General features: G+C 66.7%; 21 protein-coding genes and 2 pseudogenes. 12 read left to right on the top strand and 11 right to left on the bottom strand.

Annotation, left to right across the window (positions count from 1 at the left end; genetic code table 11):
* Positions 1 to 92 precede the first annotated feature (92 nt).
* A pseudogene (locus tag AAHS21_RS18010) lies at positions 93 to 928 on the top strand (catalase family peroxidase).
* Positions 929 to 990: 62 nt separating this feature from the next.
* Complete coding sequence (locus AAHS21_RS18005; protein WP_342928945.1) at positions 991 to 1,773, top strand: sulfite exporter TauE/SafE family protein; 783 nt, start codon at positions 991 to 993, stop codon at positions 1,771 to 1,773.
* 3 nt (positions 1,774 to 1,776) lie between these two features.
* On the opposite strand, the gene AAHS21_RS18000 is transcribed toward AAHS21_RS18005, so the two are convergent.
* Positions 1,777 to 2,871: a glutamate--cysteine ligase gene (locus tag AAHS21_RS18000; protein ID WP_342928944.1), complete on the bottom strand. Its 1,095-nt coding sequence runs from the start codon at positions 2,869 to 2,871 to the stop codon at positions 1,777 to 1,779.
* A 15-nt stretch (positions 2,872 to 2,886) separates the two neighbouring features.
* On the bottom strand, positions 2,887 to 3,270 hold the full coding sequence (locus AAHS21_RS17995) for an anti-sigma factor antagonist (protein WP_342928971.1): 384 nt from the start codon (positions 3,268 to 3,270) through the stop codon (positions 2,887 to 2,889).
* Positions 3,271 to 3,472: 202 nt separating this feature from the next.
* Here AAHS21_RS17995 and AAHS21_RS17990 point away from each other — a divergent pair, with 202 nt between their 5' ends.
* Positions 3,473 to 4,093, top strand: a complete 621-nt coding sequence (locus AAHS21_RS17990; RefSeq protein ID WP_342928943.1) for a TetR/AcrR family transcriptional regulator — start codon at positions 3,473 to 3,475, stop codon at positions 4,091 to 4,093.
* A 13-nt stretch (positions 4,094 to 4,106) separates the two neighbouring features.
* Here the strand turns inward: AAHS21_RS17990 and AAHS21_RS17985 are convergent, their stop codons facing one another.
* A complete protein-coding gene (locus AAHS21_RS17985; RefSeq protein WP_342928942.1) occupies positions 4,107 to 4,772 on the bottom strand; it encodes a DedA family protein in 666 nt (221 codons plus the stop codon).
* Entirely contained in the window at positions 4,769 to 5,623 is an 855-nt protein-coding gene (locus tag AAHS21_RS17980) for an SGNH/GDSL hydrolase family protein (protein WP_342928941.1), read from the bottom strand. Before AAHS21_RS17980 ends, AAHS21_RS17985 begins: the two co-directional genes overlap by 4 nt.
* A 102-nt stretch (positions 5,624 to 5,725) precedes the next feature.
* On the opposite strand from AAHS21_RS17980, the gene AAHS21_RS17975 reads away from it, so the two are divergent.
* From AAHS21_RS17975 to AAHS21_RS17965, 3 genes are all read left to right on the top strand, one after another.
* A complete protein-coding gene (locus AAHS21_RS17975; RefSeq protein WP_342928940.1) occupies positions 5,726 to 7,372 on the top strand; it encodes an acyl-CoA synthetase in 1,647 nt (548 codons plus the stop codon).
* Positions 7,365 to 8,438 carry a permease gene (locus AAHS21_RS17970; RefSeq protein ID WP_342928939.1) on the top strand — a complete coding sequence of 358 codons (1,074 nt, stop codon included), beginning with the start codon at positions 7,365 to 7,367 and terminating at the stop codon, positions 8,436 to 8,438. Before AAHS21_RS17975 ends, AAHS21_RS17970 begins: the two co-directional genes overlap by 8 nt.
* Positions 8,439 to 8,503: 65 nt before the next feature.
* Entirely contained in the window at positions 8,504 to 9,310 is an 807-nt protein-coding gene (locus AAHS21_RS17965; protein WP_342928970.1) for an IclR family transcriptional regulator, read from the top strand.
* Positions 9,311 to 9,319: 9 nt separating this feature from the next.
* Here AAHS21_RS17965 and AAHS21_RS17960 read toward each other — a convergent pair whose 3' ends face one another.
* From AAHS21_RS17960 to AAHS21_RS17935, 6 genes are all read right to left on the bottom strand, one after another.
* A complete protein-coding gene (locus AAHS21_RS17960) occupies positions 9,320 to 10,159 on the bottom strand; it encodes a polysaccharide deacetylase family protein (RefSeq protein WP_342928969.1) in 840 nt (279 codons plus the stop codon).
* 121 nt (positions 10,160 to 10,280) lie between these two features.
* A complete protein-coding gene (locus AAHS21_RS17955) occupies positions 10,281 to 11,006 on the bottom strand; it encodes a class II aldolase/adducin family protein (protein ID WP_342928938.1) in 726 nt (241 codons plus the stop codon).
* Positions 11,003 to 11,809: a 3-(cis-5,6-dihydroxycyclohexa-1,3-dien-1-yl)propanoate dehydrogenase gene (hcaB, locus tag AAHS21_RS17950; protein WP_342928937.1), complete on the bottom strand. Its 807-nt coding sequence runs from the start codon at positions 11,807 to 11,809 to the stop codon at positions 11,003 to 11,005. Before hcaB ends, AAHS21_RS17955 begins: the two co-directional genes overlap by 4 nt.
* The gene (locus tag AAHS21_RS17945; RefSeq protein WP_342928936.1) at positions 11,806 to 12,060 is read right to left on the bottom strand and encodes a dihydrodiol dehydrogenase; all 255 of its coding nucleotides are present in this window, start codon (positions 12,058 to 12,060) and stop codon (positions 11,806 to 11,808) included. The genes hcaB and AAHS21_RS17945 overlap by 4 nt, the downstream gene beginning before the upstream one ends.
* Complete coding sequence (locus AAHS21_RS17940; protein ID WP_342928935.1) at positions 12,057 to 12,575, bottom strand: 3-phenylpropionate/cinnamic acid dioxygenase subunit beta; 519 nt, start codon at positions 12,573 to 12,575, stop codon at positions 12,057 to 12,059. Before AAHS21_RS17940 ends, AAHS21_RS17945 begins: the two co-directional genes overlap by 4 nt.
* Positions 12,572 to 13,915, bottom strand: coding sequence for a Rieske 2Fe-2S domain-containing protein (locus AAHS21_RS17935; RefSeq protein ID WP_342928934.1), 1,344 nt, complete (start codon positions 13,913 to 13,915; stop codon positions 12,572 to 12,574). Before AAHS21_RS17935 ends, AAHS21_RS17940 begins: the two co-directional genes overlap by 4 nt.
* Positions 13,916 to 14,184: 269 nt before the next feature.
* On the opposite strand from AAHS21_RS17935, the gene AAHS21_RS17930 reads away from it, so the two are divergent.
* Genes AAHS21_RS17930 through AAHS21_RS17910 form a run of 5 tightly spaced genes read left to right on the top strand, consistent with a single transcriptional unit; the run spans position 14,185 to position 18,154 of the window.
* Positions 14,185 to 15,126, top strand: a complete 942-nt coding sequence (locus AAHS21_RS17930) for a Rieske 2Fe-2S domain-containing protein (RefSeq protein ID WP_342928933.1) — start codon at positions 14,185 to 14,187, stop codon at positions 15,124 to 15,126.
* Between the two features lie 31 nt (positions 15,127 to 15,157).
* On the top strand, positions 15,158 to 15,643 hold the full coding sequence (locus tag AAHS21_RS17925) for a hemerythrin domain-containing protein (RefSeq protein WP_342928932.1): 486 nt from the start codon (positions 15,158 to 15,160) through the stop codon (positions 15,641 to 15,643).
* Positions 15,644 to 15,676: 33 nt separating this feature from the next.
* Positions 15,677 to 16,435, top strand: coding sequence for a protocatechuate 3,4-dioxygenase subunit beta (pcaH, locus tag AAHS21_RS17920; protein WP_342928931.1), 759 nt, complete (start codon positions 15,677 to 15,679; stop codon positions 16,433 to 16,435).
* On the top strand, positions 16,428 to 16,919 hold the full coding sequence (locus tag AAHS21_RS17915) for a protocatechuate 3,4-dioxygenase subunit alpha (RefSeq protein WP_342928930.1): 492 nt from the start codon (positions 16,428 to 16,430) through the stop codon (positions 16,917 to 16,919). The genes pcaH and AAHS21_RS17915 overlap by 8 nt, the downstream gene beginning before the upstream one ends.
* Entirely contained in the window at positions 16,916 to 18,154 is a 1,239-nt protein-coding gene (locus tag AAHS21_RS17910; RefSeq protein ID WP_342928929.1) for a lyase family protein, read from the top strand. Before AAHS21_RS17915 ends, AAHS21_RS17910 begins: the two co-directional genes overlap by 4 nt.
* A gap of 33 nt (positions 18,155 to 18,187) precedes the next feature.
* Here the strand turns inward: AAHS21_RS17910 and AAHS21_RS17905 are convergent.
* A pseudogene (locus AAHS21_RS17905) lies at positions 18,188 to 18,832 on the bottom strand (TetR/AcrR family transcriptional regulator); the annotation flags it as partial.
* A gap of 256 nt (positions 18,833 to 19,088) precedes the next feature.
* On the opposite strand from AAHS21_RS17905, the gene AAHS21_RS17900 reads away from it, so the two are divergent.
* On the top strand, positions 19,089 to 19,373 hold the full coding sequence (locus tag AAHS21_RS17900; protein ID WP_342928928.1) for a DUF1876 domain-containing protein: 285 nt from the start codon (positions 19,089 to 19,091) through the stop codon (positions 19,371 to 19,373).
* The last annotated feature ends 14 nt before the right edge of the window (positions 19,374 to 19,387 follow it).

Genomic DNA, 19,387 nt, shown 5'->3' with positions numbered 1-19,387 from the left:
CGGTAAGCCGTGTGCGGGAAAACCGCACGCACGGATTGAAAGGGGGATGGGGAAACGGGTCTGCTCTGCAGCCACCGCGCCCCTGACTACCAATGGTCACTCCTGACGATGCGATCGAGGCGATTCGAGGTACCGGGGGAGCCCAACCCGGCGCTCGGGCGTTGCACGCGAAAGGCACGCTGTACCGGGGCACATTCACCGCCACCCGGGATGGGGCGACCCTGTCCCGGGCAAAGCACCTCGACGGGTCGACGGTCCCGGCGCTGGTTCGGTTCTCCAACGGGTCGGGCAACCCGAAGCAGCCCGACGGTTCGCCGGGGGTGCGCGGGATGGCGGTGAAGTTCACCCTGCCCGACGGATCCACCACCGACGTGTCGACCCAGACGGCCCGGCTGTTCGTCTCCAGCAAGCCGGAGGGTTTCGTCGATCTGCTCAAGGCGATGCGGCCCAGCCCGACGCCACCATCGAGTACCACGGCCTGCACGCGTTCCGGTGGATCGGTGCCGACGGAGACGCCAGATTTGTTCGCTACCACCTGATTCCGGCCGCGGGCGAGAGCTATCTGTCGGGCGCTGATGCCCGCGGCGCGGCCCCGGGCTTCCTGACCGACGAGCTGAATACGCGTCTGGCACAAGGTCCGGTCCGGTTCGACTACCGCGTGCAGATCGCCGGGCCGCAGGACTCGACGATCGACCCGTCGGCGCCGTGGCAAAGCGCCGAGACGGTTACCGTGGGCACCCTGGAAATCACCGGGCTCGATACCGAGCGCGAACACGACGGCGACATCGTCGTTTTCGACCCGATGCGAGTCACCGACGGCATCGAACCGTCCGATGACCCCGTGCTGCATTTCCGAAGCCTCGCGTACTCGGCGTCGGTCAAGCTGCGAACCGGTGTGGGCCGCGGCTGCGAAGCGCCTCCGGCCTGACAGAAACGCGCCGAGCTGCACGATTGCCGGCGCATTGTGTTGTCCGGCTAGTGTTTTTGAAAGTGTTGGCTTCGCATGTCGTATTGATCGGTCTGGCCGGGTTCGCCGCCGGCGCAATCAACGCGCTCGTCGGATCGGGGACATTGGTCACGTTCCCGACCCTGGTCGCCCTCGGCTATCCGCCGGTCACCTCCACGATGTCGAACGCTGTCGGTCTGGTCGCGGGCGGCGTCTCGGCCACCTGGGGTTACCGCGGCGAGCTGGATGGTCAGTGGGATCGATTGCGTTGGCAGATCCCGGCATCGCTGGCCGGTGCCGTGCTGGGCGCGTACTTGCTGCTGCACCTGCCCGAGAAGGTGTTCATCGCAGTGGTGCCCGCGCTGCTGGTGCTGGCCCTGCTGCTGGTGGTGGCCGGACCGCGGATTCAATCCTGGGCGCGCCGTAAGGCCGAGGCCCAGGGCCGTTCCGCCGAACACGTCTCGCCGGCGCGGATGGCGCTGCTGGTGTTCGGCACGTTTGCCGTCGGTGTCTACGGCGGCTACTTCACCGCCGCGCAAGGCATCTTGCTGGTCGGCGTGATGGGCGCGCTGTTGCCGGAGTCGATGCAGCGCATGAACGCGGCGAAGAACCTGCTGGCCCTCGTCGTGAATATCGTTGCCGCGGTGGGCTATACGTTGGTGGCACCGGAGCGCATCAGTTGGTCGGTGGCGGCAATCATCGCAGCGAGTTCGCTGGTCGGCGGAATAGTCGGCGCGAAGTACGGCCGACGCCTGTCGCCGAACGCGTTGCGCTCCACGATCGTGGTGGTGGGGTTGATCGGGCTGTATCGCCTGTTGGCGGTGTAGGCATCAGCCCGCGGTGGCAGCGGCGGCGTGGTCGATGACGTCCATCATGTCGCCGCGCCGTTGCCAGACCTCGCGTTGCCGCATCGCCCCGTTGCCCTGCGCCAGGATGCGCTCGAGTTCGGCGGTGGCACGGTCGTATTCGCCGAGCTCGTCGAGCGCCGGACGCACCCGTTGCACCAGGGCATCGAGCTGCTGACGAGCCGGCACCGCGCGGTGCTGGTCCGCCGGGTCGAGCAAGTGTCCGGACAGTCCGTCGTGAGCGGCCTTCCAATACGCCGCCCGCATTGCCGCCGGTGGCAATGGGCCGCCGTCGTCGCCGCGGCCCTCCACCTTCAGCGCCGTCATCACCGCGGCCCGGATCAGGGTGGCCAGCAGCACTGTTTCCTCGACCGTCGCCGGTACGTCGGCCACCCGCACCTCGACCGTCGGGAACTTCGCCGACGGGCGCACGTCCCAATAGATCATCTTGGAATCCAGGATCACTGCGCTGTCGAGCAGCATCCGCACGGTGCGGTCGTACTGCTCCGGTGAGGCGAAGAACGGCGGCGGACCGGCGGCCGGCCAGCGTTGCCACAGGATGCTGCGCCAGCTGGCATAGCCGGTGTCGGCATTGCGATACAGCGCCGAATTCGCCGACAGCGCAAGCAAAGACGGCAGCCACGGTCGTAACCAGTTACTGACCTTGATGGCGGCGGCCCGGCTGGGTACCTCGACGTGCACGTGGCACCCGCAGATGCCTTGCTCGTGCGCGATCATCCCGAACTTTTCCCCGATCCGCCGATAACGGTCGGTATCGGTGAGCGGGAACTCGTGCGGTGTGACCGGAGGCAGGCCCAGGGCCAGCAGCCGAACGCCACTGGCCTGCGCCGCCTGCGCCGCGGTGCGCCGCAGCAGGGCGAGTTCCGCCCGCAGTTCCGCGCTGCTGGCGGCCACACCGGAGGTGGTTTCGACTTGGCAGCTGCTCAATTCCAGCTGCAGCGCGATGCCCCGACGCCGGGCCTGAGCGGCCACCTCGTTGTTGGACGGGACCGGCTCGCCCGTTTCCGGGTCGACGAGGAGAAATTCCTCCTCCACGCCAAAGCTGGGTAGGTGATGCATCCAGCCCTCGGGGCGCTAACGAGCCAGCGCTGAGTCCACGGTCGGGTACACGGGCAACATGCCGCTGAGCCCGCACGCGTCGACGATTCGGGAAACGATCCGCTGCGGACTGACCAGCCGCAGCTCGATTCCGCGCCGGTGCAGGGTTGCTGCCGCAACCGCCAGCACCTCGACCGCGCAGCAGGCCATGAAATCCAGTCCGGTGACGTCGACGATCAGGGGGCCTGGAGACGCGACGACGCCGGCTGCTTCGTTGACCAGATGGCGCCAGGTTTGCTCGTTGCAGGCGTCGATCTCACCGCCCGCGTAGATGATCACGGCCGCGCCACGGCGATCCGTGGTGGCCCGCAGCGTGCTGTGCGGATCGCCGAGCTCGTAAACCAGTCGGGTGCTGAGCATCAGCCGCGGCCCCGACGTGGGGGGAGCATGATCTGCAGTTGTCTTCATGGGGACTCCTAATCGACGGGCGCCGGCGGCGCCGCGATGGATGTCCGTCCTAGTGTCTGAAGACAGACTTCCGCGAACTGCGCGGATCTCCTTTGTATAACGAGACAGAGCGGTCTGTCTACATTCGGTGGTTAAGAGTATCGTAAGCCTAAATATGGAAAATTCCGACATCGTGCCGACCGCTCCGTCTGCCCGTGAACGGATCTTGCATGCGGCATATGAGCTGTTCAGCCGGCGTGGGATTCGTGCGGTCGGCACCGACGAGGTGATTGACCGCGCCGGTGTTGCCAAGGCGACGTTGTACCGGCATTTCGCGACGAAGAACGATCTCGTGCTGGCTGTCCTGGAGCGCCGCGAGGAGATCTGGACGCACGGGTTGATCGAGGCGCAGTCGGAGCAGCGCGGCACGACGCCCGAGGATCAGCTGCTGGCGATCTTCGACGTGATGCACGAGTGGTTTCACCTGCGCGACGGCTTTGAAGGCTGCTCGTTCATCAACGTGCTGCTCGAGCTGGGCGCCGATCATCCCGCCGGGCAGGCCTGCATCGCGCACATCGACCACGTCCGCGACATCGTGCGCCGCCGGGCGCTGGCCGCCGGGCTCACCGATGTCGAGGACTTCGCCTCGTCATGGCACATCCTGATGAAGGGGGCGATCGTTCTCGCGGCCGTGGGCGATCTGGAAGCTGCTCGGCGCGCGCAGAAGATGGCCGTTGTGCTGATCGAGCAGCACCGGCCGGCGCCCGTGCTCGAGGTGGGCGAGGCGGCGGGCTAGGTCGCGCGAGCCGTCAAGCAGCGTCGGCGGCCGTGGTCCCGGTCTTTTGCGCGTGTTCGGCCTCGAGTTCGGCGATCGCACGGGATGTGCGTTCGCGCAGCAGGATTGCGGCGATCAGGCCGACGACGATCGCGACGACGAGGGCGATCCAGGAGAACCGCTCCAGCCAACGTTCGGCGGCCATGCCCGCGAAATAGACCAGCGCGGTCGTGCCGCCCGCCCAGCAGATGGCACCCGAGACATTGGCGGCCAGAAAGCGCTTGTAATGCATTTTCAAAGCGCCGGCCAGCGGCCCGGCAAAGATCCTCAGCAGGGCGATGAAGCGGCCGAAGAACACCGCCCGGATGCCCCAGCGGTCGAACAACCGCTCGGCCAGCATGACGTGCCCCGGGCCGAAGTGCCTCGGGAAGCGCTGGCCCAGCCTGTCGAACAGCCCCATCCCGAATCGGCGCCCGATCGAGTAGCCGATCGAGTCGCCGATCACCGCGCCGATCACAGCGGCGACGCCCACACCGATCGGGTTGACGGCAAGGTCGTGATGGGACGACATCAGCGCCGCGCTGACCAGAACGATCTCCCCCGGAAGCGGGACACCCAGGCTTTCCACGCCGACCACCCCCCCGACCACGAGGTAGACCGCGAGCGGCGGGATGGACTGCAGCAAAGCCTCGACGTTCATGGATCAAGGATGCCTGACTGCCGTCCGCCCTGGGCCGCAATGTCACGCCTGGGCGCGGCGTCGGGCGGGCCGCTGACCGGTTCCAGCTCGGGGCGTTTGGGGAATCGGCCGTCGGCCGCGGACAGCCCGCGCATCCGTCGCCACAACCAGGGGAAGAAATTGTCCTGCGTCCAGCGCAGCTTGCCGTAGGCGCCGTCGGCGATGGACAGCTGCGTGGGATTGGGGTGCGCTGCGGCCCAATCATGGCTGCTGTCAGGCAAATTGAGGGCCTCGGCGGCCGCGGCGGCGAACAGGATATGGCCCTTGGGGGACGCGTGCACGCGGTCGTAGCTCCAGGTGTCCCAATCGCGCATCGAGGCCGCGTTGTACAGGTCGATCAGCTTGAATCCGTAGCGGCCGGCGGCGACGGTGATCGCGTTGTTCATCCGGGCCAGCCGTTTGGACACGATGCGGCCGAACGGCAGGAATTGAGCGACGTTCGGGAAGGTCGTCGTCACCACCGTCGCGCCCGATCTGGCTAGCGCGGCATAGACGTAGTCCAGCTCGGCCAGCGCCCGCGGAAATTGTCGCCCGGGCTGGATGACGTCGTTCATCCCGGCGCAGATGGTGATCAGATCCGGCTTCATCGCCAGGGCGGGTGGGATTTGCTCCGTGAGCACGTCGCCGAGTTTCTTGCCGCGGACCGCGAGGTTGGCGTATTGCAATCCGGGGTAGAGCGTATCGAGCATGACGGCGAGTCGATCGGCAAAGCCCAAGAGGCCGGTGGTTTCGTCACCGTCCCAAAGGCCTTCGGTTTGGCTGTCGCCGAGGGCGACGAACCTGGAGTATCCGGCCCGCATCGCTCCGTACACGATGCCGAGACTAAACCCGTTGCTATTTCCAGTGCGTGACATCCGCCGCGAAACGCTGTTGTAGCGTGACTCTCGCCGGATTGCGCGGCGTGAGGAGAGGTAGTGGAATTCAATCTCGCCCAAGTGTTCTCGGCTGTGGCTGCCGCCAATCCCGATCGCGACTGCATTGTATTTGGTCACCGACGATTCACTTACTCGCAAACTGACGAACGGGCCCGCCGGTTCGCCCGGGCGCTGAACTCGTGGGGACTCGGCGTGCGTCGGGAGCGCCACGAGCTGGCGCCGCACGAATCCGGTCAGAGCCATCTCGGCCTGTACCTGGCCAACGGCAACGAGTACCTGGAGGGCATGCTCGGGGCGTATAAGGCGCGGGTGGCCCCGTTCAATGTCAACTATCGCTATGTCGCCGACGAATTGGTCTATCTGCTGGGCAATGCCGGCGCGGACGCGGTCATGTACCAGGCGCGGTTCGCGCCGACCCTTGCCGGGGCAATGGATCGACTGCCGTCGATGCGGTTGATCCACGTCGACGACGAGTCCGGCAACGATCCGTTGCCCTCCGCGGTGCGGTACGAGGAGCTGCTGGCCTCGGTGTCCGACGAGCCGCTGGACCTCACGTTGTCACCCGACGACCTCTACGTCCTCTACACCGGCGGCACCACAGGGATGCCCAAGGCGGTGCTGTGGCGCCAGCACGACATTTACATGAATGCCATGGGCGGGCGACCGCCGTTCGGCGGTGACCCGGTGACCAGCCTCGACGACATCGTCGAACGCTCGCGTGCCGGCGGGCCCGGGTCGATGACGTGCGCGCCACTGATGCACGGCGCGGCACAGTGGGCGGCGTTCATCAACCTCTGCAGCGGGCGGCCGTTTGTGATGGCCCCGACGACCACCCATTTCGATCCGGCCGAAGCGTGGGCGCTGGCCAGCGCCGAACGCGTGATGTCGCTGTCGTTCGTCGGCGACGCCTTCGGGCGGCCCCTGATCGACGCGCTCGAGTCCGGGGACTACGACCTGTCCGGGTTGCTGATTCTGGTCACCGGCGGAGCGGCGCTGAGCGCTCCGCTCAAACAGCGATTCCTCGATCTGCTGCCGCAGTTGACGATCCTGGACGCGGGAGGATCGTCGGAGTCCGGGAACCAGATGGGGCAGGTGTCCAGCCGGCAGCAGGGCGGTAGCGGCCGGTTCGCCCCGAACCCGGGCGCGGTGGTGGTCAGCGAGGACATGACCCGGATTCTGTCGCCCGGCGACGACGAAATCGGCTGGCTGGCCCAGCAGGGCCTGATACCGCTGGGCTATCTCGGCGACCCGGCGAAGACCGCGCGGACCTTCCCGGTGATCGATGGGATCCGGCATTCGGTTCCCGGGGATCGGGCCCGCTGGTTCGCAGACGGCGAGATTGAGCTGCTGGGCCGCGATGCGGTGACGATCAACTCCGGCGGCGAGAAGATCTTCGCCGAAGAGGTCGAGGCCGCGATCGCCGAGCACCCGTCGGTGTACGACGTGGTCGTGACGGGCCGGCCCAGCACCCGGTGGGGAAACGAGGTCGTCGCGATCGTCGCGCTGGCCGACGGTGAACAGGCCTCGCAGCAAGAAATGGCCGACAGCATCCTCGCCGAGGCAGCCCGCCACATCGCCCGCTACAAGCTGCCGAAGGCGATCGTCTTCCGCGACCGCCTGCAACGGTCGCCGTCCGGCAAGGCCGACTACCGGTGGGCGAAAGCTCAAGCGGCACAAGATGTCTGAGCATACCTGGGTGCCCCGGCAGATCCAGGGCCGCGCGGGCATCGCGATGGGTGTCTTCGTCACGGTGGCTGTGTTCGTCGTGGGGCTGCTGTGGGCGAAGTGGACCCCGTACCTCGCCAAAGCGTTGAGGGCGCATCGGACTCATCACTGGTCGGGGTCCAACATCCTGGCGGTCGGTGGCGTGCGCGCCGGGGACGCACCGACGTGGCATGCGGCCACGACCTTCTTTCACGCGTACTTCGCCTCGATTTGGCCGGCTCTGGTGGTGGCGCTGCTGATCAGCGCGTCGGTGCAGGCGCTGGTGCCGCGGGCGTGGCTGCCGCGGCTGTTGAACCGGCGCGGGCTGATCTCGAGTGGGCTGGCCGGGGGAGTCGCGAGCATGCCGTCGATGATGTGCACGTGCTGCGCCGCGCCGGTCGCTGTCACGTTGCGGCGCACCGGCGTCACGCGCGCCGCCGCCATCGCCTACTGGCTGGGGAACCCGTTACTGAATCCCGCGGTACTCGTCTTCCTGTTCTTCGTCGCTCCCTGGCAATGGACAGCGACCCGGGCGGTGGTCGGTGTCGCGACGGTAGTCGGCGTGGCCGTGTCGGTGGGTTTGGTCACCGGCGCGCGGGGCTCCGGACAACCCGTGGCCGAGGCGATCACGCCTCCTGACGATGAATCTGCCGGGCCTGCAAGCAGGTTCGCGCGTGCTCTGCTCTGTCTGTGCCTGGTCCTGTTGCCGGAATACGCGATCATGGTGCTGGTCGTCGGGGCGTGTCGGGGCTGGCTGGTGACGTTGACGCAACCGTCGCACCACGGTCTGCTGATCGTTGTGCTCGCGGCGATTGTCGGCACACTGCTGGTCATTCCGACGGCGGGTGAGATACCGATCCTGCAGAGCCTGGCGCTGCTGGGGGTGTCGTCGGGGCCGCTTGGTGCACTCCTGATCACCCTGCCCGCGATCAGCGTCCCCGGCGTGGCGATGGTCGCCCGCAGTTTCGGATGGAAGGCGATCGCGACCGCCACCGGCACGGTCGTCGCGATGGGGTTACTCGGCGCGGGGGTGCTGAGCGCGTTGTAAGGCGTCGTGATCTGCGTGGGCGGCCAGACACGGGTGTGGCGATCGTGATCACTGAGTACCGTGAACTGGTGCAGAAGAAGGAGCAGCGGGCCGGTGGCGAGCCGGTCGCCGATTCGCTTGTGCCGCAGTATCCGATCGAATCGGTCGACAATGCGCTCAAGCTACTGCTGCTGCTGGGCGAGCAGCCACAGATCCGGCTGAGTGAGGCGACCCGATATCTGGGTGTGGCATCCTCCACCGCGCACCGGCTGCTGGCGATGCTGACCTACCGAGGGTTCGTCCGTCAGGACCCGGTCTCCAAGGCTTACCTGCCCGGTCCGTCGCTCACCGGCGTGGCGTTTGCGATCTTCGGCCGCATTGACATTCAGGGCTGCGCCATGCCGGTCATGCGTGCGCTGTCCGACCAGCTCCGCGAAACCACGCACATCGGCATGCTCGACGGCGCCAATGTGCGTTTCGTCGCCGCCGTCGAGGGCCCCGCCGCGGTCCGGGTGGCCTCCCGGCTGGGGCGCACGATGCCGGCGCACTGCACCTCAACGGGCAAGGCCATGCTGGCCCAGCTCTCGCAGCCGGAATTGCATGCGCTGCTGCCCGACGAGCAACTCGAGCGCATCACCGCGCGCTCGATCGCCAGTCGCGCCGAGCTGGAGGCCGAGCTCGCCCGGATCCGCGAGCGCGGGTATGCGATCAACCACGAGGAGAGCGAGGAGGGCGTCGCCTCAGTCGCGGTGCTCATCCCGACTCGCGCGCCCGGCCTGCGGCTTGCGCTCAATGCCGCCGCGCCGCAGCACCGGCTCGACGGTACGCAGCACGCGTCGGTAGCGGCGGCACTTCTCAAGGCGGCGAATGAGATTGGTGACCAGCTCGGCTGAGACAGGCGATTAGCTAGCGAAACTCGGTGTCCGGTAAGGGATTTCCGGGCGCAGAAAAACGTCGTTGAGGGTCACGGTGCGCAACCGGCGGGCCCGGATGATCTCCACCAGCTGCCCGTACACTCGGGTGACCGGTGCATGGTTGAGATGGCCGATCACGATGTTCTGCGGCGTGAAGTACTGGTTGGCCATCTTGACGATCAGGTCTTCGGAAAGCACGGCGGAATCTCGCAAGTCGCCATTCCACAGCGTGGGTACCTGGTAGCCGAGGTCGGCGGCCACCGCGTCGACCACGGCGCTGTGATGGCCGTAGGGCGGCCGGAAGTACGGTGCGGCGTCCACGCCATACGTATCGCGCAAGAACACGTCCGTGCTCTTGAGCTCGTCGGCGATCTGCTTGGGCGACAGCTTGGTCAAGTCCGGGTGCGTCCAGGTGTGGTTGGCCAGCTGAATCTGTCCGGATTCGACGAGCGGTCGAAGCAGCGCGGCGTTCTCCGTCCAGGACTTGAAAACGCCGGTGACGAAATAAGTGAGCCGCACGCCGGTGTCCTTGGCGAACTGGGTGTAGAGCCGCACCACATCGGTGTCCACCCCGTCATCGACCGTCCAGGCCAACAGATCCCCGTTACCGGGAAGCTTGCTGAGCACCGCGCCGCCGGGCAGCGTGACCCGCGACGCCGGGCCGGGCGGAGGCAGCAATTTGGGCTGCGGCGGGGCGACCGGGTTCGGCGCGGATCCGAGGACGTCGGCGCGTGCGACCGTCTCCTTGGGGCCGTCGGCAGACGACCACGAGATCCCGGTCACCGCAACGGTTGCCGCCACCGCGACCAAGAACCGCCGCCGGTCCAATTCGGTCACGTGTGCACTCCTTGATCCAGCCAAACCTTTGCAAGGCTAAGCTGGCGGCCCCGGCAATCCCGCCCGTAACCGTCGAGTGTCGCCGGCAGATATGAACTTGTGACCTTCGGGGTTAGTCGGCTCGCAGCCGGGCGACCTCATGTCGCCAAGCGGCGTCGGAGGTGAAGGCCGGCCCCAAATCCGGCAGGTCTTCCCAGTCGGCGTCGTCGATGTCGTGCAGCGTGCCTCCGGCCGAGAGCACCCGCAACGCCATTCGGGCCAGCCCGTCGACGCTGATCGCCTGCAGCACCGCCTGCTGCAGTGTGGCTGCGGCACTGGTGATTCCGTGCCCGCGAAGGATCACCACCGGGTGCTCGCCCATCGCGGCCACCATCTGTTTAGCCAGTCCTCGCGTGCGGATCAGCACCGCGCGTTGGTAAACCGGGACGCCGTCGCGCGCGAGCCACGCGCCCGGAATGTCGTATGCCCCATAGATCGGCCGGATCGTGACGCCGGCCAGATCCGCGGCGACGACCGCCGGCGGATGAAGATGCGCGACGGCGAGATGCTGGGCACCGGCCAGCATGGTCTCGACGTGGATGGGCAGTTCGTTGGGAACGCGGTACCCGTCGAGTTCGCCCGCGGCACCCGCACTGCCGTCAAATCGGACCAGGCGGATGTCGCTGGGCGCGGTGAAGGCCACACCGGTATCGGAGTCGCTGCGACAGCGCACCAGCAGCCGGTCGTCGTCGACGCGCAGGCTCAGGTGGCCGAGCATCCCGTCGACCAGGCCGCGGGCCGCGGCGATGCAGCAGCCCAGGGCGACCAGCGCGCGTTGGCTGTCCAGGTCGCCGGTCATTGTGGCCGCGCTTTCGGTGTGCCGATCCCGAATCCGCCGTCCGGGTGGATGGTCTCGCCGGTGATGCCGCGGGACCGGCCGGAGGCCAAGAACACATACGACCAGGCGTGGTCCGCGCCGGAGAGCGCGACGTTCAACGGGGTACGTGCGGCGACGTCGCGCGCCCGATTGGGGGCGTCGTCGAGTCGGGTGTCCCTGAGCCCCAGACTGTTCAGACCGCGCAGGTCGGTGTTGAGCGTGCCGCCGGGTGCCACGCCGTTGACCCGAATCTGGGGCGCCAGCTCGTGAGCCAGCGACGCGACCAGCCCGCGCACGGCGAACTTTGAGGACACGTACAGCACCCCACCGCGCCCGGGGTAGTACGACGACGCGGACTCGGTCAGAATGATCGACGGCCCGGTCCCGTCGCGCAGGGCCGGTAAGGCCGCCTTGACGGACTGCAGATGGCTCAGCACGTTGGTGCGAAACATTTCGTCGAAAGCGACCGCGAGGTTATCGGTGTCGAGATCGGCCACGCCCCGGTAGAAGTCGAACACGCCCACGCAGTTGACCAGAATGTCGAGCCCGCCGAAGGAATCGACCGCCGCGGCCACGGCAGCGTGGTTGGCCTCGCTGGTGACCGCGTCTCCTTCGACCACCCGCACATCGGGTAGCTGTGAGCGCAGCGCGTCGCACTTGTCTGGATCGCGTTCCAGCACGGCAACTCTGGCCTCTTCGGCAACAAACGCGTCCACGACGGCCCGCCCGATTCCGGATCCGCCGCCCACGACCAATGCACGTTTGCCGTGCAACCAGGTGGTCACTGCGGGTCGGGGAGCAGCGGCGCCTGGGAGTTGCCCACCATCGCCGCCATCGTCGCGGGGTTCTGCCACGTCAGCGCCTCCACCTCTAGTGCGTCCAGGCTGATCCACCGTCCCGTCCTCGGTGCGCGGATCAGCAGCCTCGATCCATTGCGGGTGTCGACTCGCTGTATCACAACTTCGGTGAATTCGTTTGCGACCGTAAGCCGTTCGCCGACCGCACCCGCCAGCAACCGCTCGAGTTCGTCGTTCACAGGAATACCGCCAGGTTCTGCATCCGCAACACCGACTCGTCGGCGCTGATCGTGCGCCGCGCGAGTTTCCATCGATCATCGCACCAGCGCAACAGGTCCTCGCGGCCGCACGACATCAGCGCGCTCTCGTTGACGTCGCCGCGACTGCGGAACAGCAGTTCGGCGGATTCGACGACCAGGTGCTCGGCATCATCGGACTCGAATGTACGCACGTTGGTGATGAAGTGGCGCAGCCGCGACGGCGGATCCTCGGCCCACACGTGTTCGGTGCCCATCCGCGCCACCCGCTGGCTCAGCGAGTACTTGTCCTCGTCGAAGTGAGCCATTCCCGGTGACGTGTCGAACCCGGCGCCGCGTGCGGTCGTGACGCGCACCGGCATCAGGTAGCGGACGTCGTCGGTCAGGGTGTCCAGCCACGCCTCGTACTGCTGGGCATCCAGCAGGTAGGCCTCGTCCACCAGAAACTGATGGGCCTGCAGGTGCCGAGAGTCGTTGAAAGGCAAGGGGTTGTTCATGCCAGATACTCCGCCCACAGCTTGAGCAACTCGCGCTGGTTGTATTCGTTGTAGCCGACCTGGGCGCGGCCGGGGCCGTGGAAGGACTCGGCGGGCAGCGCCTCGACCACCGGACGATCGTCGGACAGCAGGCCCATCCGGCTGTTCAGCAGCATCCGTCGCGCCATCGAGCCGCCCGCGGTAGTCGTCAGCGACACCCAGTTCTCCACGTCGTCTTGTTCGAACATGCCCGTCGAGCCGAAGCACATCAGATAGGCCTTGTAGGAATCCAGCTGGTACTGCGGGGGCGCGGCGGAGTCCACCGCGAACCACGAGCAGACTTCGGTTTCGTGCTCACTGATGGGCTGCCACAAGCGGATTGAGATGAAGGGCAGCACCTCGTCACGGCGATGGTGCACCCCGTCTCTTACCCGGGGCCAGTTGTGCACGAAGCTCAGGTTGGGAAAACAGGTGGCCGCCGAGATCATGAACCCGTCCTCGCCGACCACCCGCTGTTGCTCCGGTGTCCACACGCCCTTGATCCGCTCGATCATCTCGTCGGGGTAGCCGACGTAGCGCATCCGTTCCTCGAAGCTGCCCGGTGGAAGTTTGTACGTGGTGCCGCCGCCGCGATGTGCCCAGTAGGTGGCACCGTCCTTTCGCTTCTGCGCCTTGGGTTCTCGAAACAGGCCGATCTCCACGATCGACGCGTGCGTGTGCGGCGTGTGGTACATGTCTCCGGAGAAGTTCTCGGCGCCGATCTTCCAGTTCGCCTTGATTCGCCAGCGCTGCGGGCCCCGCACGTGCAGGCCGCCCGTGCTCTGCTTGGTGTAGAAGTCCAGATAGAACCGGAAGTCGCCGAGGAAATCCTCGAGGGATTCGGCGTGCGGATCCAGGTTGATGAACAGCAGGCCGTTGTAGCTGGCGAAGTTCGGCGCCGGCAGCAAGCCGTGGGCGCTGCGGGTGAAGCCCTCGTCGCCGCCGTAGGCCTCGCGGTGAAACGGCAGCCCGGTGAGCCGCCCGTCGTTGCGATATGTCCAGCCGTGGTACGGGCAGCGGAAGTTGGAGGCGTTGCCCATCTCGGCCCGGCACACCTGCATGCCGCGGTGCAGGCACATATTGAACAGGGCGCGCACCTGGCCGTTGCCGTCGCGGGTGAGGATGAACGAGTCGTCGAGAACCCGGCGCACCACGTAGTCGCCGTCCTGCGGGATCTCCGATTCGTGGCCCACGAACGTCCAGGCCCGGCTGAACAGTCGCTCCTTTTCGAGCCTGAACAGCTGCGGGTCGTTGTAGATGTGGGCGGGGATCAGGCCGCGGCGCACGTTCTCGAACAGGCCTTCTTCGACATCGTCTGCCAACGGGCACCTCACACTCTGCTGTGCAGAAATATTCTCCGCTCAATAGAATCCCGCATTCCGCCCGGGGCGGTCAAACATGACCGGCCAGGGCATTCAGTCGCCGGAAAGGATCCTCGGGGGCAATTCACAGGCTTCACACAACTGAGCGGCCAGCGCTCGCGGCTAGCGTGGGCCACGGTGCATCGAGAGGTGTGTGAGGGAGATTTAACCCGCCATTTCGTAGCTCCCGCCTCCGATTCGCGGCCTCTTTTGGGGGAAGGACTGTTTCCATGGCTCATCGGACCAGTGCTCGACTACGGAATCTCGGACCGCGCGCGTTGGCCGCTATCGGGCGCCAGGAGTGGCTGGATCGGCCCAGTTATCGGCTGGAACATGCGCTCAGCTTCGCCTTCAACGGATTGGGCCGCGCCCGCAACACCGTCACCAACGCGCTGCACGGGGTCTGGCTCGGGCACCCGGTACATCCTCCGTTGACGTCGCTGACCAGCGGGGCGCTGGCCACCACGGTGGCCCTCGACGCGCTCAGCGTGCTGCCCGGCCGGCCCGCCTACGAAATGACCGACGCATCACGGTTCGCCTCGCGCGCCCTGGGTGTCGGGATTGCGGCGAGCGTCGGCTCGGCGATCACCGGCGCCGCGGATTGGCAGCACACGCACGAAAAGGACCGCCGGGTGGGCCTGGTGCATGGTGTGGTGAACCTGGTCGCGACCGGGCTGTACGCGCAGTCCTGGTGGGATCGACGCCGGGGTCGTCACCGTCGCGGCATCGCGCTCACGGCGCTGGGCTACCTGATCACCGTCGGCGGCAGCTACCTCGGCGGAGCCCTGGTGTTCGAATCCGGCATCGGCATCGACCAGTCCGGCCGGCGGTTGCGCACCAGCGAATGGACGCCGGTGCTGGAAGCGAACTCGTTGAACGGCAAGCCGGTCCGGGTCGAGGTCGACGGCGTGGGGGTGGTGGTGTGCCAGACCAAGCCGGGGGAGGTATCGGCGTACGGCGAGTTCTGCCCGCACCTGGCGGCGCCGATGGCCGACGGCTGGGTGGACCGAGGTCGAATCGTATGCCCTTGGCACGGTTCATGGTTCGCGACCGAGTCGGGCGAGGTGCTGCGTGGCCCGTCGGCGGCACCGCTGCCGTGCTACGAAGCCAGGTTGGCCAACGGAATGGTCGAAGTTCGCGGCGAGGCGCAGCCCAGCCTCGGCCGGGCTTAGAGATCGAGGGGATCGAAGGGATCGAAGCAACGTGAACGCGTACGAAGTGTTGAAAGACCACCACGTCGTGATCAAGGGCCTCGGCCGCAAGATCAGCGAGGCGCCGGTGAACAGCGAAGAGCGCCATGCACTTTTCGACGAGATGCTGATCGAACTCGACATCCACTTCCGCATCGAAGACGACCTCTATTACCCGGCGCTGAGCGCCGCCTCGAAGCTGATCGCGGTGGCACACGCCGAGCACCGCCAGGTGATAGACCAGCTCTCGGTGCTCCTCAAAACCCCGCAGACCGCGCCCGGTTACGAGGATGAATGGAATTCGTTCAAGACGGTGCTCGAGGCCCACGCCGATGAGGAGGAACGAGACATGATCCCCGCCCCTCCCGAGGTGAAGATCACCGACGCCGAGCTCGAGGAGCTGGGCAACAAAATGAACGCCAAAATCACGCAATACCGTGGTTCCGCGGTGCACAAGCTTCGGACCAAAGGGCGCGCCGCGCTGGTACGGGCTCTGTAGCTCGGGGGCCATTGGCGAGTAGCGTCACGCTTCGTGAGGGCCGCACCCCAGCGCGTCGCGTCGCAGGATGACATCACGGCGGAGATCGCCGACATCGCGGCCCGGCACGCCGGCAGTGCGGACACCCAGCCGAGGCTTGACTATCCGCCGTACCGCAGCAGTGCGCTGCGCCACCCGAAACAACCTCTGCTGCTGGTGGATCCCGACGAGCTCGAGCGCAGCGCACCGTGCTTCGGCGAGCGTGACGTCGACCCGTGCGACGCCGACCTAACGGCCGGCCACCCGGGCGAGCCGATCGGCGAACGCATCATCGTGGCCGGGCGGCTGCTCGAGGAGTCCGGACGACCGCTGGCCGGGCAGCTGATCGAGATCTGGCAGGCGAACGCCGCAGGCCGCTACCGTCACGAGCGCGACCAACATCCGGCTCCGCTGGACCCGAACTTCGTCGGGGCCGGCCGCTGCCTGACCGGGCCCGACGGGACCTACCGGTTCTTGACCGTCAAGCCCGGTCCTTACCCGTGGCGCAATCATCAGAACGCCTGGCGCCCGGCGCACATCCATTTCTCGCTGTTCGGTACCGCGTTCACCCAGCGCTTGGTCACCCAGATGTACTTCCCGGCAGACCCGCTGTTCGATTTGGATCCGATCTTCCAATCGGTCGTAGATCCCGCTGCGCGCCAACGGCTGATCGCCGCCTACGACCATCGCCTCACCGAGGCGGAGTATGCGACCGGCTATCGATGGGACATCGTGCTGGCCGGCGATTCCTGGGCCGGAGCCGAACATGACTGAATTAGGCTGCACGCCAGGGCAAACCGTCGGTCCCTTCCTGCATCTCGGACTGCCCTGCGCCGCTGAGTTGGTGAAGGATTCGGATGCCGGAGCCATCCGGCTGCACGGCACGGTGTACGACGGCGACGGTACACCGGTGCCCGATGCCCTGGTCGAACTCTGGCAAGCCGGCGACGGGTGCACCGGATGGGGCAGGGCCGCAACGGATGCCGATGGGCACTACGGTTTCACCACTGTGGTGCCGGCAAACCCGCCGTTTTTCGCGTTCACCGTCTTCGCGCGCGGTTTGTTGGACCGGCTGTTCACTCGCGCGTATCTGCCCGGGGCGGACCCGGGCGCCGATCCGGCGCTGGCCACCGTCGACGCCGAACGACGCGCATCGTTGTTGTGCATCCCGGAAAGCCGAACGGATTACCGGTTCGACATCCGCCTGCAGGGTCCGCGCGAGACGGTGTTTCTGGCTTACCGGGGTCCGGGGCGATGACCAATTTGCTGTGGCCGGGTGATCACCGGGCCGGCGAGCACCTGACCGATCAGGGGTTGCTGCGCGCGATGGTGTCGGTGGAATCGGCCTGGCTGAGCGCGCTGGCCAGCGAGGGCGTGGCGCCGGCCGACGCCGCCGGCACCGACCTGTCAAACCTGGTGGACCAGCAGGACGTCGAGACGCTCGCGGTCGCCGCCGAGGACAGCGGCAACCCGATCGTCGCTCTTGTCGAGCTGCTGCGCCGGCGGGCCAAACCCAGTATCGGTCCATGGATTCACCGCGGACTCACCAGCCAGGACGTGGTGGACACCGCGCTGATGCTGGGCCTGCGCGACATCGCTGCTGAGCTGAGAATGCAGCTGCGTGACCAGGTTTGGGCGTTAATTGCGCTTGCGAACACGCATCGGGCCACCCCGATGGTGGCTCGCACACTGACCCAGCGGGCCGCGCCCATCACGTTCGGCGCCAAGGTAGCCGGATGGTGCACCGGCGTGGTCGACGCCTATGCACGGCTGGGTGATCTGACCACACCGATCCAGGTCGGCGGTGCCGTCGGAACATGGTCGGCCACCACGGAACTCGCGGCGCTGCTCACCGACGCGACCGACCCGGCTGAGGTAGCGCAGCGGGTGGTGCACAGTGCCGCGGCCGCTTTGGGGCTGGCCGTGCGAACGCCGTGGCATACCGTCCGGACGCCGGTCACCGCAGTGGCGGATGCCTTCCTCGCGTGCACCGATAGCTGGGGCCGGATCGCCTCGGACGTCGTTGTTCTGGTTCGCCCGGAGATCGGCGAACTGAGCGAGCCGGCCGCCGAGCAGCGGGGCGATTCGTCGTCGATGCCACACAAGCGCAATCCGGTGCTGTCCATCTTGATTCGGCGCGCCGCGCTATCGGCACCGCAGCTGGCCGCGACCCTGCACACCGCGGCGGCACTGGCCAACGACGAACGTCCCGATGGTGCCTGGCATGCCGAATGGGACACGCTGCGAACCCTGGCTCGGCGGACCGTGGTCGCGGGCTCCCAGTGCGGCGAATTGCTCGCCGGGTTGGCGGTACATGCTCCGCGGATGGCCGAGAACCTCAGTGCGGCAGACGTTCTCGGTGAGCAGCGGGCGATTGCCGAGTTGGCCGGGAAGCCGCCGTCGCCAGCCTATTTCGGTGCCGTCGACCGATTGATCGACGAGAGCCTAGGTCGCGCCGAGCGGGTAGTCGGCAAACGGAGTAGTGGCCCGTAGCGCCAGGGCGGCGTGCCCGGCAGCGGCGCTGCCGTCTTCGTAGATGCTGGCCAGCCAGATGTGCACCAGCGTGTCGATCACCCGATCTTCTCGGATCGACGGTTCCTCGGAGGTGAACGTCGCGGCCATCACCCGTTCGCTCAACATGTTGAGCGCGATCGACAGATCCTCGGCCCCGATGGTGTCCGGCGCCGCACCGCGCTCACGTTCGGCGTTGATCGCGTTGGTGGTGAACGAGATCCACGTCTGCATCAGCGTCGACCACAACGCCCGGACTTCGGGGTTGGTGGACTTGGCCGAGGCGCCGGCCACGGCGACCGCCGGGTGCGATCCCGACACTGCGAAGAACGCCTCGATTCGTTCGCGCCACAGCGTGGCTGGATCCCCGGTCAGCCTGGCGCGCAGCGACTTGAGGGCCGCATGCGCCTTGGTGTTCATCTGGTCCAGCAACGACAACAGCACCGCATTCTTGGACTGGAAATAAAAGTAGAAGGTGGGCCGGGAGATGCCCGCGCCTTTCGCCAGATCGTCGACGGAGAAGTCGGCTAAGGGCCGCTCTTCCAAGAGCCGCTCGGCCGTGGCGAGAATGGCCTTCTCGCGGTCGTCTCCCGAGTGGTGCGACGCCCGGCGGCCGCGCGAGGCATGCGCGTACCCGCTGTAGGCCGAGGGGTCGGACACGGCACATACCCTAGGGGTACATCGATATATGCCAGGGAAATTGTCGATTAAAACCAGCAATAATGTCGATTAAGTTCAACATTTCTTGTCTGTCGATTCATTCGTCGACCCGGCCGAAAGGCGCAGCAGCAAGGCCGGTGCAAACTACAAACTACCTTGCGACTAGGGACTTCCGCCCCTACTTCGCACCCGGCCGGTGATGGTCATCTATACATCGATCAACGAGGTGCCAGCTGGGCAGACAGGACGACTGCTGATGTCGAAAGACAGTGACGACACGAACAAGAGTTGCCGCGTCGACGTGCTGATCGAAGAACACGAAGAGCGGACCCGGGCCAAGGCGCGACTATCGTTGGCGGGCAGGAAGTTCGTCGGGATTGGGCTGGCACGACTCGATCCGGCGGACGAGCCGGTGACCCGGATCGGTGACGAACTCGCGATTGCGCGCGCGTTGTCCGACTTGGCCAATCAGCTGCTTGCCGTGACGTCCACCGATATTCAAGCCAGCACCCACGAGCCGGTCACGGGCCTGCACCACTGAAGCAGGCCAGTGAC

Source organism: Mycobacterium sp. 050272 (genome assembly GCF_039023525.1).
Lineage (GTDB): Bacteria > Actinomycetota > Actinomycetes > Mycobacteriales > Mycobacteriaceae > Mycobacterium.
The sequence above is the reverse complement of the archived record's forward strand: the minus strand, read 5'-3'. Positions and strand labels throughout refer to the sequence as shown.